Below are 14454 nucleotides of genomic sequence, written 5' to 3'. Positions count from 1 at the left end.
GCCCTGGGGCCGACGCTGGGGTCATCCGCCTGCACCGTTGTCGAGACCGAGCAGGCAGCGCGCACCATGCGCCCATCACCGGCATCCGCATTTGCCTATGTGAATCGCGCCTCTCGATCCTAGGTTCCCGAGATCAAGGCTGCGCAGTGGCGAGCGATCGTTGCTTCCTCGTTTGTCGCCATGACGAGCACGTCCCCTGAACTGTCCTTGCCAGCAATGTGCAGCTCTGCCGCGGCGTTGGCGGATGGATCGAGCTCAACACCCAGCCATCGCAGGCGTTCGCAGACCTGGCTGCGAACTTCGCCCGCGTGCTCGCCGATACCGCCGGTGAACACCAGGCATTCCAGTCCGCCCAGCGTGCCAGCCATCGCGACGACCTGCTGCGCGGTGCGGAACGTGAAGAGATCAACCGCTTCCTTCGCGGCGGGCTCCTTGCTTGCGAGCAGGACACGCATGTCGGAGGAGATGCCCGAAACGCCGAGCAGCCCCGATTGGTGATAAAGCAGCTGCTCAAGGTCGTCGACCGACATGCCGTTCTGCTGCTGGAGGTAAAGCAGAACGCCCGGATCGATCGTGCCGCAACGGGTCCCCATGACCAGGCCGTCGAGGGGCGTCAGACCCATCGTGGTGTCGATGCTCCGGCCGTTGCGCATGGCGCAGAGGCTTGCGCCGTTACCGAGATGCGCCACCACGGTGCGCTTCGAGGAAAACTCCGGCGAGATGTCGGCAAGGCGGCCCGCGACATATTCAAAGGAGAGGCCGTGAAAGCCGTAGCGCCGAATGCCGGCGCGTTCGAGATGTCTCGGGATCGCAAACCGATTGACGGGCGGCGCGAGGCCATGATGGAACGACGTGTCGAAGCATGCGACCTGCATCAGTTCCGGCCGGATCGCGCTGATTGCCCGGATTGGCGTCAGGCACCGAGGCTGATGCAGCGGCGCCAGCGGGGTGAGGGCGTCGAGGACGGCAAGCACCGTCCGATTGACTTCGACCGGTCGCGGAAATTCGCGGCCGCCGTGTACGACGCGATGCCCGACGGCACGCAGCCGCTCGCCGAGATGATGTTCGATCCGTGCCAGGACGTCGGCGAGCAGCCGATCGGGCGGCGCATCTGGTTCGGCTTGCTCCAACGCGAACGACGCGCGGCCGGCCGGATCGGTGAAGACCAATCGCGAGGCGCCCTCGTGCTCATCGATCTGCGCCTTGCAGAGCAGCTTGGGATCGGCATGTGAAGCATCGAAAACGCCGAACTTGATGCTCGACGAGCCGGAGTTGACGACCAGAACCGCATTGGAGGTCGGCATGGCTCAACCGCCGGATTTGGCAGGGGTGGCGCCGCCGGTGCCGTTCGGCCAGACCCAGTCTCGAACCTCCGGCATGTCCTCGCCATGCTCGCGCACATATCGCGCATGCGCGATCAGGGCGTTCCGGTATCCTTGCTTGATCTGTGCGGCCTTGGTGGCGAGCCCCGGCACGCGCTCGATCACCTCGATCGCGAGATGATAGCGGTCGAGTCCATTGAGAACGACCATGTCGAAAGGTGTGGTCGTCGTGCCTTCCTCGACAAAGCCGCGCACATGCATGTTGTCGTGATTGGCCCGGCCATAGGTGAGTCGGTGGATGAGATACGGGTAGCCGTGGTAGGCAAAGATGACGGGGCGATCGCGCGTGAACAGGCTGTCGAAGTCGCGATCGCTGAGGCCATGAGGGTGCTGTTGCCTCGGCTGCAGCGTCATCAGGTCGACGACGTTGACCACGCGGATCTTGAGGTCGGGGAGGGCCTTGTGCAGCAGATCAACGGCGGCGAGCGTCTCCAGCGTCGGAACGTCACCCGCGCAAGCCATCACGACATCGGGCTCGCTTGTGGCATCTCCGGTTCCGGCCCACGTCCAGATGCCAATGCCGGCGTCGCAATGGGTGGCGGCGTCCTGCATCGAAAGCCATTGCGCGGACGGTTGTTTGCCGGCGACAATAACATTGATCCGATCGTAGGTCCGCAGGCAGTGATCGGCGACCCATAGCAGCGTGTTGGCGTCGGGCGGGAAATAGACACGGACGATGTCGGCCTTCTTGTTGGTGACCAGATCGACAAAGCCGGGATCCTGGTGGCTGAAACCGTTGTGATCCTGGCGCCAGACATGCGACGTCAGCAGATAGTTGAGCGAGGCGATCGGACGCCGCCAGGCCAATTGGCGCGAGACCTTCAGCCATTTGACGTGCTGGTTGAACATCGAATCCACGATGTGGATGAACGCTTCATAGCAGGAGAAGAAGCCATGGCGTCCGGTCAATAGATAACCCTCCAGCCAGCCCTGGCAGAGGTGCTCGCTGAGGACCTCCATGACACGGCCGTCTTGAGCGAGATGGACATCATACGGCTCGGTCGGCTCCATCCAGACCCGGTCTGTGGCTTCGAATACGGCATCCAGCCGGTTCGATGAGGTTTCGTCGGGTCCCATGATGCGGAAATTGCCGGCATAGGCATTCAGCTTGAGGACATCGCGCAGGTATTTTCCAAGCTCGTGGGTCGCTGCGGCGATCGCCTGACCCGGCTGCTTCACGTCGACGGCAAATGCGCGGTAGTCCGGCAGCCGGAGCTCACGTTTCAGAAGGCCGCCATTGGCATGCGGATTAGCGCCCATCCGGCGGTTCGCGGTCGGGGCGAGGGCCTGGAGCTCCGGGATCAGCGCACCGTCCTTGTCGAACAGGTCCTCGGGATGATAGCTGCGCATCCAGTCTTCAAGCAGCCTGAGATGCGCGGGGTTGTCGCGGACTTGCGCGATCGGCACCTGGTGCGCGCGCCAAAAGCCCTCGACTTTGAGCCCGTCGACCTCCTTCGGACCGGTCCAGCCCTTCGGACTGCGCAGCACGATCATCGGCCAGCGCGGCCGCTCCGATCGTTTGCCGCCGCGCGCCTCGGTCTGGATCTTGTGAATGGCTGCAAGCGCCTCATCGAGGGCAGCGGCCATGGCGCGATGCATCGGCATCGGATCGTCGCCCTCGACGAAAAGCGGCTCATGTCCGTAGCCGCGAAACAGGTTGCGGATTTCCTCGTCGCCCATCCGCCCGAGCACCGTCGGATTGGCGATCTTGTAGCCGTTGAGATGCAGGATCGGCAGCACCGCGCCGTCGCGCGCGGGATTTAAGAACTTGTTCGAGTGCCACGATGCAGCCAGCGGACCGGTTTCCGCCTCGCCATCGCCGACGACGCAGGCCACGATCAGATCCGGATTGTCGAACGCCGCGCCATAGGCGTGGACCAGTGAATAGCCGAGCTCGCCACCCTCATGAATGGAGCCGGGCGTTTCCGGTGCTGCGTGGCTTGGGATACCGCCGGGGAAGGAAAACTGCTGGAACAGTTTGCGCAGACCGTCCGTGTCTCGGCCGACATCGGGATAGATCTCGCTATAGGTGCCTTCGAGATATGTGTTCGCCACCATGCCCGGACCGCCATGTCCGGGACCGCAAATGTAGATGACGTTGAGATCGAGCGCGCGAATGACCCGGTTGAGATGGGCATAGACGAAGTTCAAGCCCGGCGTGGTGCCCCAATGCCCGAGCAGGCGGGGCTTGATGTGTTCCTTGCGCAGCGGCTCGCCGAGCAGCGGATTGTCGAGAAGATAGATCTGGCCGACCGAAAGGTAATTGGCGGCGCGCCAGTAGCGGTCGAGCAGGTCGAGATTGCTGGCGGTCGTTCTTTGTTCGATCGTTGCTTTCATGGAGCCAACTCCTCCCCAAGACTATGACAACAGCTACAGGTTGATCCGTCCGGTGATGATCGTGCTCGCCCCATGAAAGTCACACTGTGGCGAGGCCGGGCGGGACGTCGGGCAGCGATAGCGGCGGCGGTTCTTGGCTGCGGTTCTTGGCTGATGCATTGCGTTCGCTGGCTCCAACCGCAGGCGCCGACTCTCGTTCCTTCGCTTGCCGCCTTGGAGCGACGCACCCGCTGCGGCCTAGCGGTGACGGCGACTGGTTTGTTCTTCGACATCGGCAAACAAGGCATCTCCGAGCGGGATCACCGATCTCTCATATGTAAATGCCGGAACCAGGCAGAGAGATGACAAGCGGCAGCGACTGATGTTTCGACCGCGATTCGATATCCACCATAGTCAGCCGAAGGTGCAGTTGATGAATCTCATCGACCGCTACTTTTTCGCCGCAACGATCACCGTGACAATTGTACTCTGGCTGTACCTCGGGTTGCTGGTGGCCGGTAGCTGACGGCGCGCGCCGGGAAAATCGGGGACCACCCTCCGCCTTGAATTCCCGCTCCTTGAAATGGGCCATGGCCGCTGTCCTAACGGTGCGCGGAACGGCGCGCCTGGGAAACCCAACCGGCGGGAGAACGTTAACGCCTCGATCATCCGCGAAGATCAACTGGCAGAGGTACTGCTATGCGTACGATCTTGATCGTGGAAGACGAGTATTTCATTGCCGATGACTGTGCCACGCTGGCACGACAGGCCGGCTATCACGTCGTCGGCCCGTTCGCTTCGATCGACGAAGCCCGCCCGCACGCTTCCGGAGCCTCTGGCGCGCTGATCGACATCAACGTCAATGGAACCTCGTCCTACAAGTTGATCGATGCCCTGCTTGCGATGGGAACACCGGTCACCCTGTACACCGGCTACGACGCCAGCACGCTGCCCGAGAAGTATGCGCATCTCCCCGTGGTGACCAAGCCGCGCGGGTGTGCGGAAGCTCTCGGGATGCTGTGCAAGCAGATGAGCATCGCCGGATAGCTGGCGAGCTGAACGCAGATCATGCGCGCCGCGGGCTGGCCGCGTCCGATCCGGCAGGACGCCACAGGAAAGGTTTTGCTGAGTTGCCCGTCGGGCGCCTGCCGTTTGGCCGAATGGTCATCGCTGGCGCCTCAGGTTCCCGGCGCGGCACACTTCGTCGGCAACTTTCCTGGCCGAGGTTCATTGTCTTCTCATCACCGGCCAAGGCTCTGTCCGTAGGCGTCGGTGGCTGGGGGACCGATCTGTGCTCCCGCCTTCTAACCCGGAAGCGCGCCCATGCCCAACGAGCGGCGTATCTATCGTCTTTCCACTTCCCACGATCTCGACGAGGCGGATCGGACGATCCGGGTCGTCGGTAACGCGCGCAAGCTCCTCGCCGAAAGCCCCGTGAGCACGTTTTTGGGCCGCAAGACGCAGGAACCCTTCCCGCAAGGGGAAAGCCGGTACGGGAACCCGGAATCCTGACTTGCGTTAAGCTTTCGCATCTTGCGGAGGCGGTCCCATGCGGGACGGTGACTACTGGTACCAACTCGCCAACTATCAGGCGACGAAGCGGCGGATCGATGCGGGCTACGAACGCGCGCTCGAGCAATTTTCCAAGTCTCAAGAACTGATATGTTTGTCGCACCGCCTGCTGGGTAAACCTGCCCCCGACTTATCCCATGACAGGGCGGACGCTGCGACCGAGTGACATGTTTCGTGGATGATCGATCCCCTGTTCGCCCGCGCTCAGCTTGCCATCGAAGAAAGTCACACTTTGCGCGCCCAGAAGAAATCGCTCGCCGATCAGCGAGACGATCAGCTGGCCGAGCTGCGGCAATCGGTGCGTAACTCCGCGAGCGCGCGCATGGAGATCAAGGCCCATCGCGACAACAGCGAGTAGGGCTTTCGCTGGCGGGGCGGGCACGGGCAATATCCCGGCCGGTCGGCAGGCCGACCAGTGTGCTGAATGCGAAGTTCGTGCGATTTCGCGGCAGCCACTTTCACGAACTTCGCATTCATAAAGCACACTAAAATCATAAGTTTGCTAGTGTCCTTATCGAATCCGAAGTTCGCTCCGAAGGTGCGGCAAATGATGCGAACTTCGGATTCGGGACACTAGCGGGCGTTGATGAAGCGCTCGAGATGCATGGAGAATTCGTAGCTCAGTGCCAATCGCCGCCAGGACTTGGCCAGCAACTCGTAATCCTTGCGCGTCCTTTCGACGCCGGACGTCAAGGCCCGACGGTCGGCCTCGTCGGCCAGTTGCCGGCATTCCGCGATCATATCTTTTGAATCGTGCAACGTCGTTGTCCTCCCTGAGGAAGACGCGGGAAGGATGCGTCACGCTGCCGGTTCGCCAGATCGCGGGCCGAGACAATCAGACAATATGAGCGTCACCCGGCCTCAAGGTCCTGAGCTGCGCGACGACGAGACGCAATTCGTCTGCCAATTGGGCGTTACGGATGCGGGTTTCCGTGACGGTTGAGAGGTCGGCGATCAGCGCGCGTTCTGCGGCCGTCTGCTCCAGCAGCTCGATACGTCTTTCGACCTCGGTCATTACGCACCCCCGTCCGATATCGTGACTGGACTATCGTCGGGCCCCCTGCAAACCTCCGCACTAACATTTGCAAATGCTCGAGCGGATTATTCGTGTCCGGCAGCGTCCGTAAGACGGGTGGTCAAGCCTGCGGATCAATCTGCTTCATGGGATCGCCGTGCAGGATCATGCCGGCGAGCCCCTGCGCCATGGCGCGATGATCGAACGGCTTCTCCCACAACGGGACGTCCGCGAATTCGGTGCCGAGCACGATCTTGTCGTATCCCGAGGTGAAAACGATCGGCACGCCGCGCGCCTGGAGCTCGCGCGCGACCGGATAGATCATCTGCTTGCGGATGTTCACATCGAGCACTGCACCATCGATCACGCCGCCGTCCTGCAGGATGCGAAGCGCATCGTCGATGTCTCCGGCAGGCCCGGCGATATCGGCACCAAGCGCGCGCAGCGCGCTGCGCATGTCGTCGGCAAGGAAATATTCGTCTTCGACGATCAGGACGCGCCGTCCTGTCAGGAGTGGGGGTTCGCGCAAAGGTGCAAATTCAGACATGTCGATTCCGGCCGAACCCGGCGTGATATCGTCGCAAAATTGGAACATAGGACGAATGCCCGCCTTGTTGCAAATAATGTCGGAAAAGGCAGGTTCCATGTCCAATCGCGATATCATCGTCATCGGCGGTTCGGCTGGGGCGACGGCACCTTTGAAGCAAATTCTAGGGCGGCTGCCGGTGGATCTGCCGGCCGCGGTCTTCATCGTATTGCACATACCGTCTCACGGCATCGGCATTCTCTCCACGGTCGCGAGCGCCGCCGGCAAGCTGCCGGTCCGGCAGGCGGAAAGCGGCATGGTCATCGAAAATGGTCACGTCTATCTGGCGGCGCCGGACCACCATCTGCTGATCCAGAACGGCCACCTGATGCTCGGCCGCGGGCCACGCGAAAATCTGGTCCGGCCGGCGATCGACGCGCTGTTTCGCTCGGCCGCACTGCACTACGGACCGCGCGTGATCGGCGTCGTGCTCAGCGGCCTGCTGTCCGACGGCGCGGCGGGCCTGAACGCGATCAAGCGCTGCGGTGGGGTTACGCTGGTTCAGGAGCCCCGGGACGCGATGTCCGACGAAATGCCGCTCAGGGCATTGGAAGCGACCACGGTCGATCTCTGTATCCCGGGTGCACGGCTTGGCGATGTGCTGTCCGATCTGGCCCGGGAGCGGCCCGGCGCGATCCTGCCAATTCCGCCGGAGATCGTGCTGGAGGTGAAGATCGCGGCGGGCGAGCGCGTCGGCAGCGATACGCTGGTCGAGATTGCCGATCCGGCACCGCTGACCTGTCCGGGATGCGGCGGCGTCCTTTCCAAGCTCAAGGTCGGGCACCCGCTGCGATTTCGCTGTCAGGTCGGTCACGCCTATACGGCCGACGCGCTCGCCAAGGAGCAGGAGGGCCGGGTCGACGAGGCGCTCCGGGTCGCGCTCCGCATCATCGAGGAGCGCGCCGAGCTGGTGCACCGGATGGCCGAGGACGGTCGCCAGAGCGGGCGCCCGTCGGTCGCGCAAATGTACGACGCGCGCGCTGCTGAGTATCGCGAATATGCCGACATGATCCGCCGCGTCATGCTACAATCGCTCGATCCGAAGCGACCGGCGCGGAAGGAACCGTGATGGCCAGCGCCGAGCATGCGAACTGGGCCGAACAGTTGCGGTCCGAGCGCGAGCTGCTGGTCAAGGCTGACATCGACATCGAGGAGGGCTGGCAGCGCGTCCGCAACCAGCAGGATCTGCTGGATTGGCTCCAGCGGGCCGGTCACGATACCGAGCAGGCCGAACGTCTCGTCAGTCTGCTCAAGCGCACTCTGATCGAGTGGGAACGACACCGGACCCTGATTGTGCAGCGGGTCGCATACCTGGAGGAGCAGGTCGCATCCCATTAGCGCCCGGAAAAACGCGGCCCGCATTCGAGCATGCGGTTGGCCTGCCGCGGTAACCGCCGACGCCGGGGGTCATTTTCCGCCGAGGCGCCAACCACTCGTTCCTTCAGCAGCGGCCATCGGCGTCCGCATCGAGGTTCCCAGGAAGGTGGAGATTTCCTACTCATCCCGTTGGGATAGGACTAAACTCTGCTATCAGCAGACGCAGGCGCGACGCCCGCAGGAAAGTGAGAGCCGCTGCTATTATGGATGACGTTGGCCAACCCCAGAGCGGAGACGAAGGGCGCCAGTCCAAGACGCCGCTGATCATAGGTGTGGGCGCGTCCGCCGCCGCCCTCGACAGCATCGAGCGGTTCTTCGCGAAACTGAGGCTCAATCCGGACCAGGCCGTCGTGCTCGTGTTGCAGTACCGGGATGCCATCGAGGACGCCCGGTTGCGCGAGGCGTTGCAGCGATCGGAAGGCGCCCGGCTGTCCGAAATCAGCGACGGACAGCTCGTCGAGGGCGGCGTGATCCATCTGTGTCCGTCCGACATGATCACCACCGTTCATGGCGACCGTTTCGCCGTGCGGCGCGCCGAGCAGGCGCGCGCCGAGCGGGCAACCATTGACAGCTTCCTGGTGTCGCTGGCGGAGGAGCGCGCCGAGGAATCGATCGGCGTGGTGCTGGCCGGCACCGGTGGCGACGGCACGCTCGGGGTCGCGACCCTGAAGGATCATGGCGGCCTGGCGATCGCCGAGCGCATCGGGGAGGGCGAACCTGATCCGCACGCGGAAGGCAATTCGGCCGTCGCGATCGCGGATTTTGTGCTGCCGCCCGAGGCCATTCCCGAGCATATCGACGTCTATGCCCGCCACCTGCGCCGGCTCGAGGAGAAGCAGGGGTTCGACGAGGTGCTGGCCGCGGCGGCAACCTCGCTTGCGCGCATTGCGGATATCCTCCGCAACAAGACCGGCAACGATTTCCACGGCTACAAGCAGAACACCTTCCTGCGCCGTGTCCAGCGCCGCATGCAGGTGGTGCAGATCGACGATATCTCCGCCTATGTCGATTTCCTGAGAAACGACAAGGACGAGGCGCAACATCTGTTCAACGACCTCCTGATCGGCGTCACGGAATTCTTCCGCGACAAGAAGGAGTTCGATGTCCTGGAAACCCAGATCATCCCGAAGATCTTCGAAGGGAAGGGTGCCGGCCAGCAGGTGCGTGTCTGGGTGCTTGGCTGCGCGACCGGCGAAGAGGCCTATTCGATCGGCATCCTGCTGCGCGAGCATATGGCCGGTCTCGACTCGGTGCCGCAGGTGCAGATCTTCGCGACTGACATCGACGGGCGCGCGCTCGCCGCCGCCCGCGTCGGGCGCTATCGCACCAGCATCGAGAACGACATGACGCCGGAACGGCTGGCGCGCTGGTTCGTGCGCGAAGGCGACACCTACTGCGTCGTCAAGGAGCTGCGCGAGATGTGCATCTTCTCGCAGCACAATGTCATCAAGGATGCGCCGTTCTCCAAGCTTGATCTGATTTCGTGCCGCAACCTGCTGATCTATCTCAATGCCGAGCTGCAAAACCGCGTCATTCCGCTGTTCCATTTTGCGTTGCTGCCGGACCGGTACCTGTTTCTCGGCAATTCCGAGAACGTCACGCGGCATCCGAAGCTGTTCGCGCCGGTCGACCGGCGCGCACGCATCTTCAAGAAGCTCGAGACCGGAACGCGCCTGCCGCCGGAATTCCCGATCACGACGGCGGCCGGGCGAGCCGCGATCGACATACCACCGGTCCGCTCCATCGGCCCCGATGTCGGCCTCGAGCGCCGCGCCCAGCGCATCGCCGAGCGCTATGCGCCGGCCTATGTGATCACCGACGACCACTTTCACATCCTGCATTTCTCCGGCCGCACCGGCCGCTATATTGAACCGACCGCAGGCACGGCGACGCTCGACCTGTTGCAACTCGTGCACCGCGACCTCAGGCTTGAGCTGCGCACCGCGCTCAGCCGTGCCGCGGAAACCAACGAGGCCGCGCATGCCGAGCAGGTGCAACTCGGCGTCAACGGGCATCGCGTGCTGGTCGACATCACGGCCGAACCAATTCTCGACGGCCCTGCGGGTCACCGGAATTTTGTCGTGCTGTTCAAGGATGGGCCGATCCGCCCTGTGGATCGCGCCGAAACCAATCCCAACGTTCTGGTCAGGACCGAGCATGTCGAGCGGCTGGAAAGCGAGCTGCGTGCCACCCGCGAGCGGCTGCAGGCCACGATCGAGGAGCTCGAAAGCACCAATGAGGAGCTGAAATCCTCCAACGAGGAATATCAATCGCTCAATGAGGAGCTGCAATCCGCCAACGAGGAACTGGAGACCTCGCGCGAGGAATTGCAGTCGGTCAATGAGGAGCTGACCACCGTCAACGGCGAGCTGGCGCACCGCGTGCAGGAATTGACCCGCGCCACCAGTGACCTGAAGAACTTCCTCGAGAGCACGCAGATCGCGACCGTGTTCCTGGACAACGATCTGAAGGTGATGAACTTCACGCCGGCGATCACGCATTTGCTGCATCTGGTCGAGACCGATGTCGGCCGCCCGATCGCGCATATCAAGGCGCGGATTCCGATCGAGGAGCTCTACGACGATGTGCGGCGCGTGCTGCGGACGCTGGCCAGCGCCGAGCGCGAGCTGACCGCGCCCGACAGCGGCACGCGCTATATCGTGCGCATCCTGCCGTACCGCAGCATCGACAATTTCATCGCCGGCGTCGTGATCACCTTCATCGACGTCACCGCGATCACGCGGGCCGAGGAACGGCAGCGGCTGCTTCTCGCCGAGCTGCAGCATCGCGTCCGCAACACGCTCGGCGTGGTCCGCTCGATCGCGCGCCGCTCGGCCGAGACCAGCGCGAATGTCGAGGACTACGCATCGCATCTCGACGGCCGGCTCAACGCCTTCGCGCGGACCCAGTCGCTGGTGACCCGCGATCCGGAAGGCGGCGTCGATCTCGAATACCTCGTGGTCGAGGAATTGCTGGCTTACAACGCGCGGGAAGGCGAGCAGCTGAGAGTGTCCGGCCCGGGGATTCGCCTGCAACCCAAGGCCGCGGAGACCTTCGCGCTGGCGATCCACGAGCTCGCAACCAACGCCTTGAAATATGGCGCGCTGAGCGATACGGCCGGGCGCATCGACGTCTCATGGCGCATCGATGATGCGGCTGATCCGCGGCAACTGGTGTTCGACTGGCGCGAGCGCAACGGGCCCGAGGTGACGCCGCCGAGCCGCAGGGGATTTGGATCCGATCTCCTGGAGCGGACGCTGGCGTTCGAGTTCAAGGGCAAGAGCACGCTTGAGTTCAATCCGTCGGGACTGCACTGCACGATCGCCATACCGATGAAGCCGCAAGCCATCCATACGCCGAGCATGGGGAGCTAGATGCATCCCCCGATCCTCGAGGGAAATCTGGCGCAGCCGGTGATCCGGCGGCTCAATGCCCTACGGCAATTGTCCGAACGCGGGATCGCGTTGCTGCAACAGGCGATCCAGGAAGGGCTGCATCGGGCCCGCCCGGGCGAAGACCTCGCCACCGAGGGCGATCCGGTCGAGAGCGTCAGGATCATCCTGTCGGGCTGGCTCTGCCGCTACAAGACGCTGCCGGACGGCCGCCGCCAGATCGTCAATTTCATCCTGCCGGGCGACAGCTGCGACGCCTGCGTTTATCTGCTGTCGGTGATGGATCATTCGATCGGCGCACTGACCCCGGTCACGTACGCCGACATCAAGCGTCCGGTGTTCGAGCAGCTGCTGGCGAGCGACCGTTCGCTGGAGGAAGCGCTGTGGTGCGAAACCATGGTGAACAGCGCGATCCAGCGGGAATGGACAGTCAATATCGGACGGCGCGTGGCGCTGGAGCGGGTCGCGCATCTGTTGTGCGAACTCTATGAGCGCCTGCTGCCGGTTGGAATGATCGACGGCAATTCCTGCCTGTTCCCGGTCACGCAGATGGATCTCGCAGATGCCACCGGCCTGTCGGTGGTCCACGTCAACAGGACGCTGCAGGAGCTGCGCGGCTCCGGCCTGATCGTGCTGCGCGACCGCATGCTGACGATCAACGATCTGAAGCTGCTCAAGGACACGGCGATGTTTTCGGCCGACTATCTGCATACCAAGCGGCACGGCTGAGGCGCGGCAAGGCGACGATCTGAACATGACAGTGATTTGTCACGACGAAGACAGCGCGACGGTCGGCCGCGTAAGATTTGGATACGGCTGTAAACATACTTGAACGCCTCTCGCCCAGTCTCGCGCTACGATGCGGTTCGATCCACGAGGGCAGGGAGGCAATCATGCTCGATGGAGAGACGGCGGCAGTGCTTCGCGCGGTGCTCGACGAGGTCTGCGGGGGCGTGCCGCGTTCGGATACGACAAAGCGGACCAACGTCGCCTCTGGATTGCTGCAGGCCATTCGCGAGGGACGCTCGTCGATCGATGAGCTGCGCATCGCAGGCCAGGCCGCGTTGCGCACCGCCCCGAGCATGTGGCGCTAAGCGGTCTGATCGGGCAATCGCAACGGCACGATTGTGCGTCGCACATTTGCAGACGTTAGTGCCGGAACTGATTGCGACGCGCATGCTCTCGCGAGCTGACGCGCCGACCGGCCGTCAGCGCTAACCAGGAGAACCCCGCTACGACCCCAGCTCTGCACCCCTGAGCTGGGGTCACTTGTGTCGAACAGAGAGTGGAGCCACAGCGATCGAGTAGAGCACGTTGAGGGCTCCTCGATCTCGTCCTCCGGTCGCGTCCAGCCGCCATGATGGTGAAGGAACGTTCAGGAAAGTTCCGGTCCTGTTCCTGCAACATGCGCGGACGCCGGTCGTTATCACGGCGTACTAGAAAGGAGGATGCCATGACGAAGCTTACTTACGCTCTTGCCGCGGTTGCGGCGCTCTCGATAGCGGCACCGACCGTTGCGAGCGCGCAGGGTGTGGGCATCTATGTCGGCAGGGACCACGGGTACTACGGCGATCGATATTATGGTGGTCCGCGCGTCGACGTATACCGGCATGACCGGGGCTGGCACCACGGCTGGTACAACCATCATCGCGACTACTACCGCGACCGCGGCTTCGTGATCCGTGGTCATGACTGGGACGACGACTAACGGTGCTGGTCGCACGTCGCGACAACCAGTTCGCGACGACCAATGAGGGCCTCGCTTCGGCGGGGCCCTTTTCTATTGGCTTGCCGCATCGCGCCCGTTCGTCGGCGTAGGAACCTTGGCTCCTCCACCAGATTGTCAGGACGAGAAGGACGGAGGAGGTTTTCATGAACCAGTTGATTTATCTGGTCGGACTGATCGTGGTCATTTTGGCGATATTGTCGTTCTTCGGGCTGCGGTAGGCGCGTCATGGATAACGAGCGAGGGCTTGCCGTGTCCGCTGCCAACAGGACCGGGCTTCGGCTGCAATGGAGCCCGGTCATCGCCGGCGCGCTGGCCGCGGCGGCGCTGTCGGTGATTTTGATCGGCTTCGGCGCGGCGGTCGGGTTGGGTGTGAGTTCAAGCTCGCCGTCATGGCGCGACGCATCAGCCGCGCTCGCGTTGCTGTCGGGATTGTATCTGATCCTGCAGGCGCTGGTGAGCTTCGGCGTCGGCGGCTACATCGCCGGCCGGGCCCAGCGCGTGATCGGCGCGACGCCATCCGACGAGATCGACAGCCGCGACGGGCTTCACGGCCTGACCGCCTGGGCGCTCGCCGTCATCCTCGGTGCTACGATCGTCGCGTTGGTCGGCCTGTCGACCGCGCGTCCGGTGGTTCAGAGCCGGCCATCTGCGACGGCCGCGGAGCCGTTGCTGAGCGCCGAACTCGACCGTCTGTACCGGTCGCCGCGGCGTCCGGCCAATATCGATATCGGCTATGAGCGGGCGGAGGCGGGCCGCATCCTGCTGACGAGCTCCGGCCGCAGTGGCGTCAGCTCCGACGATCGCAGCTATCTGATCCAGCAGGTCGCGGCCGCGACCGGGCTGCCAGCGGCGGAGGCGGAGAAGCGCGTCGACAGCGTGATGGGCGATGCCAGGACCGCCATCCAGCGGTCGCGGCGCAGCGCAGTGATCTTGGCATTCTCGGTTGCGGCGGCGCTGCTGTTCGGTGCGGTCGCCGCGTGGGCCGCGGCCGGCGCGGGCGGCCGTCACCGCGACGGCGCCGCGCTGCCGGAGTGGATGGGCGGCAGGCCGACGACGGCCGTGCCGATTGTCTGATGCAGTTGTGA

The 14454-nt window shown here is 63.6% G+C and carries 17 protein-coding genes; 11 read left to right on the top strand and 6 right to left on the bottom strand.

The genetic code is table 11. The features are described 5' to 3' along the window. Positions 1–119 precede the first annotated feature (119 nt). The 3 genes from ACSKB9_RS03510 to ACSKB9_RS03500 form a co-directional block, all read right to left on the bottom strand. Positions 120–1304, bottom strand: coding sequence for an acetate/propionate family kinase (locus tag ACSKB9_RS03510; protein ID WP_438071690.1), 1185 nt, complete (start codon positions 1302–1304; stop codon positions 120–122). A 3-nt stretch (positions 1305–1307) separates the two neighbouring features. Then, positions 1308–3719 carry a phosphoketolase family protein gene (locus ACSKB9_RS03505; RefSeq protein WP_438071688.1) on the bottom strand — a complete coding sequence of 804 codons (2412 nt, stop codon included), beginning with the start codon at positions 3717–3719 and terminating at the stop codon, positions 1308–1310. Between the two features lie 310 nt (positions 3720–4029). Next, positions 4030–4290 carry a hypothetical protein gene (locus ACSKB9_RS03500; protein WP_438071686.1) on the bottom strand — a complete coding sequence of 87 codons (261 nt, stop codon included), beginning with the start codon at positions 4288–4290 and terminating at the stop codon, positions 4030–4032. A gap of 125 nt (positions 4291–4415) precedes the next feature. Between ACSKB9_RS03500 and ACSKB9_RS03495 the strand changes: the two genes are divergently transcribed. The 4 genes from ACSKB9_RS03495 (at position 4416) to ACSKB9_RS03480 (ending at position 5628) form a co-directional block, all read left to right on the top strand. Next, positions 4416–4745, top strand: coding sequence for a response regulator (locus tag ACSKB9_RS03495; protein WP_438071684.1), 330 nt, complete (start codon positions 4416–4418; stop codon positions 4743–4745). Positions 4746–5021: 276 nt separating this feature from the next. After that, positions 5022–5210, top strand: a complete 189-nt coding sequence (locus ACSKB9_RS03490) for a hypothetical protein (RefSeq protein ID WP_438071683.1) — start codon at positions 5022–5024, stop codon at positions 5208–5210. 37 nt (positions 5211–5247) lie between these two features. Continuing rightward, a complete protein-coding gene (locus ACSKB9_RS03485; protein WP_438071681.1) occupies positions 5248–5436 on the top strand; it encodes a hypothetical protein in 189 nt (62 codons plus the stop codon). Positions 5437–5448: 12 nt separating this feature from the next. Further along, positions 5449–5628, top strand: coding sequence for a hypothetical protein (locus tag ACSKB9_RS03480; RefSeq protein ID WP_225162175.1), 180 nt, complete (start codon positions 5449–5451; stop codon positions 5626–5628). A 215-nt stretch (positions 5629–5843) separates the two neighbouring features. Here ACSKB9_RS03480 and ACSKB9_RS03475 read toward each other — a convergent pair whose 3' ends face one another. From ACSKB9_RS03475 to ACSKB9_RS03465, 3 genes are all read right to left on the bottom strand, one after another. Continuing rightward, complete coding sequence (locus ACSKB9_RS03475) at positions 5844–6029, bottom strand: hypothetical protein (protein ID WP_438071680.1); 186 nt, start codon at positions 6027–6029, stop codon at positions 5844–5846. 76 nt (positions 6030–6105) lie between these two features. After that, entirely contained in the window at positions 6106–6285 is a 180-nt protein-coding gene (locus ACSKB9_RS03470; protein ID WP_438071678.1) for a hypothetical protein, read from the bottom strand. 121 nt (positions 6286–6406) lie between these two features. Continuing rightward, positions 6407–6832, bottom strand: a complete 426-nt coding sequence (locus ACSKB9_RS03465; protein WP_438071677.1) for a response regulator — start codon at positions 6830–6832, stop codon at positions 6407–6409. Between the two features lie 97 nt (positions 6833–6929). On the opposite strand from ACSKB9_RS03465, the gene ACSKB9_RS03460 reads away from it, so the two are divergent. The 7 genes from ACSKB9_RS03460 (at position 6930) to ACSKB9_RS03430 (ending at position 14443) form a co-directional block, all read left to right on the top strand. Further along, positions 6930–7940, top strand: coding sequence for a chemotaxis protein CheB (locus tag ACSKB9_RS03460; protein ID WP_438080035.1), 1011 nt, complete (start codon positions 6930–6932; stop codon positions 7938–7940). Next, the gene (locus tag ACSKB9_RS03455) at positions 7940–8209 is read left to right on the top strand and encodes a hypothetical protein (protein WP_438071676.1); all 270 of its coding nucleotides are present in this window, start codon (positions 7940–7942) and stop codon (positions 8207–8209) included. The genes ACSKB9_RS03460 and ACSKB9_RS03455 overlap by 1 nt, the downstream gene beginning before the upstream one ends. A 242-nt stretch (positions 8210–8451) precedes the next feature. Next, on the top strand, positions 8452–11622 hold the full coding sequence (locus tag ACSKB9_RS03450) for a CheR family methyltransferase (RefSeq protein ID WP_438071674.1): 3171 nt from the start codon (positions 8452–8454) through the stop codon (positions 11620–11622). Continuing rightward, positions 11623–12369, top strand: a complete 747-nt coding sequence (locus ACSKB9_RS03445) for a Crp/Fnr family transcriptional regulator (protein ID WP_438071672.1) — start codon at positions 11623–11625, stop codon at positions 12367–12369. A 164-nt stretch (positions 12370–12533) separates the two neighbouring features. Continuing rightward, the gene (locus ACSKB9_RS03440; RefSeq protein ID WP_028331978.1) at positions 12534–12734 is read left to right on the top strand and encodes a hypothetical protein; all 201 of its coding nucleotides are present in this window, start codon (positions 12534–12536) and stop codon (positions 12732–12734) included. Positions 12735–13093: 359 nt separating this feature from the next. Beyond that, on the top strand, positions 13094–13348 hold the full coding sequence (locus ACSKB9_RS03435) for a hypothetical protein (RefSeq protein WP_028331979.1): 255 nt from the start codon (positions 13094–13096) through the stop codon (positions 13346–13348). Between the two features lie 246 nt (positions 13349–13594). Next, on the top strand, positions 13595–14443 hold the full coding sequence (locus ACSKB9_RS03430; RefSeq protein WP_438071670.1) for a hypothetical protein: 849 nt from the start codon (positions 13595–13597) through the stop codon (positions 14441–14443). Positions 14444–14454 lie beyond the last annotated feature (11 nt).

Source organism: Bradyrhizobium sp. BR 1433 (assembly GCF_051547665.1).
Classification (GTDB): Bacteria; Pseudomonadota; Alphaproteobacteria; order Rhizobiales; family Xanthobacteraceae; genus Bradyrhizobium; species Bradyrhizobium australafricanum.
Note: the sequence above shows the minus strand (reverse complement) of the source record. Positions and strands in the feature narration are given on the sequence as shown.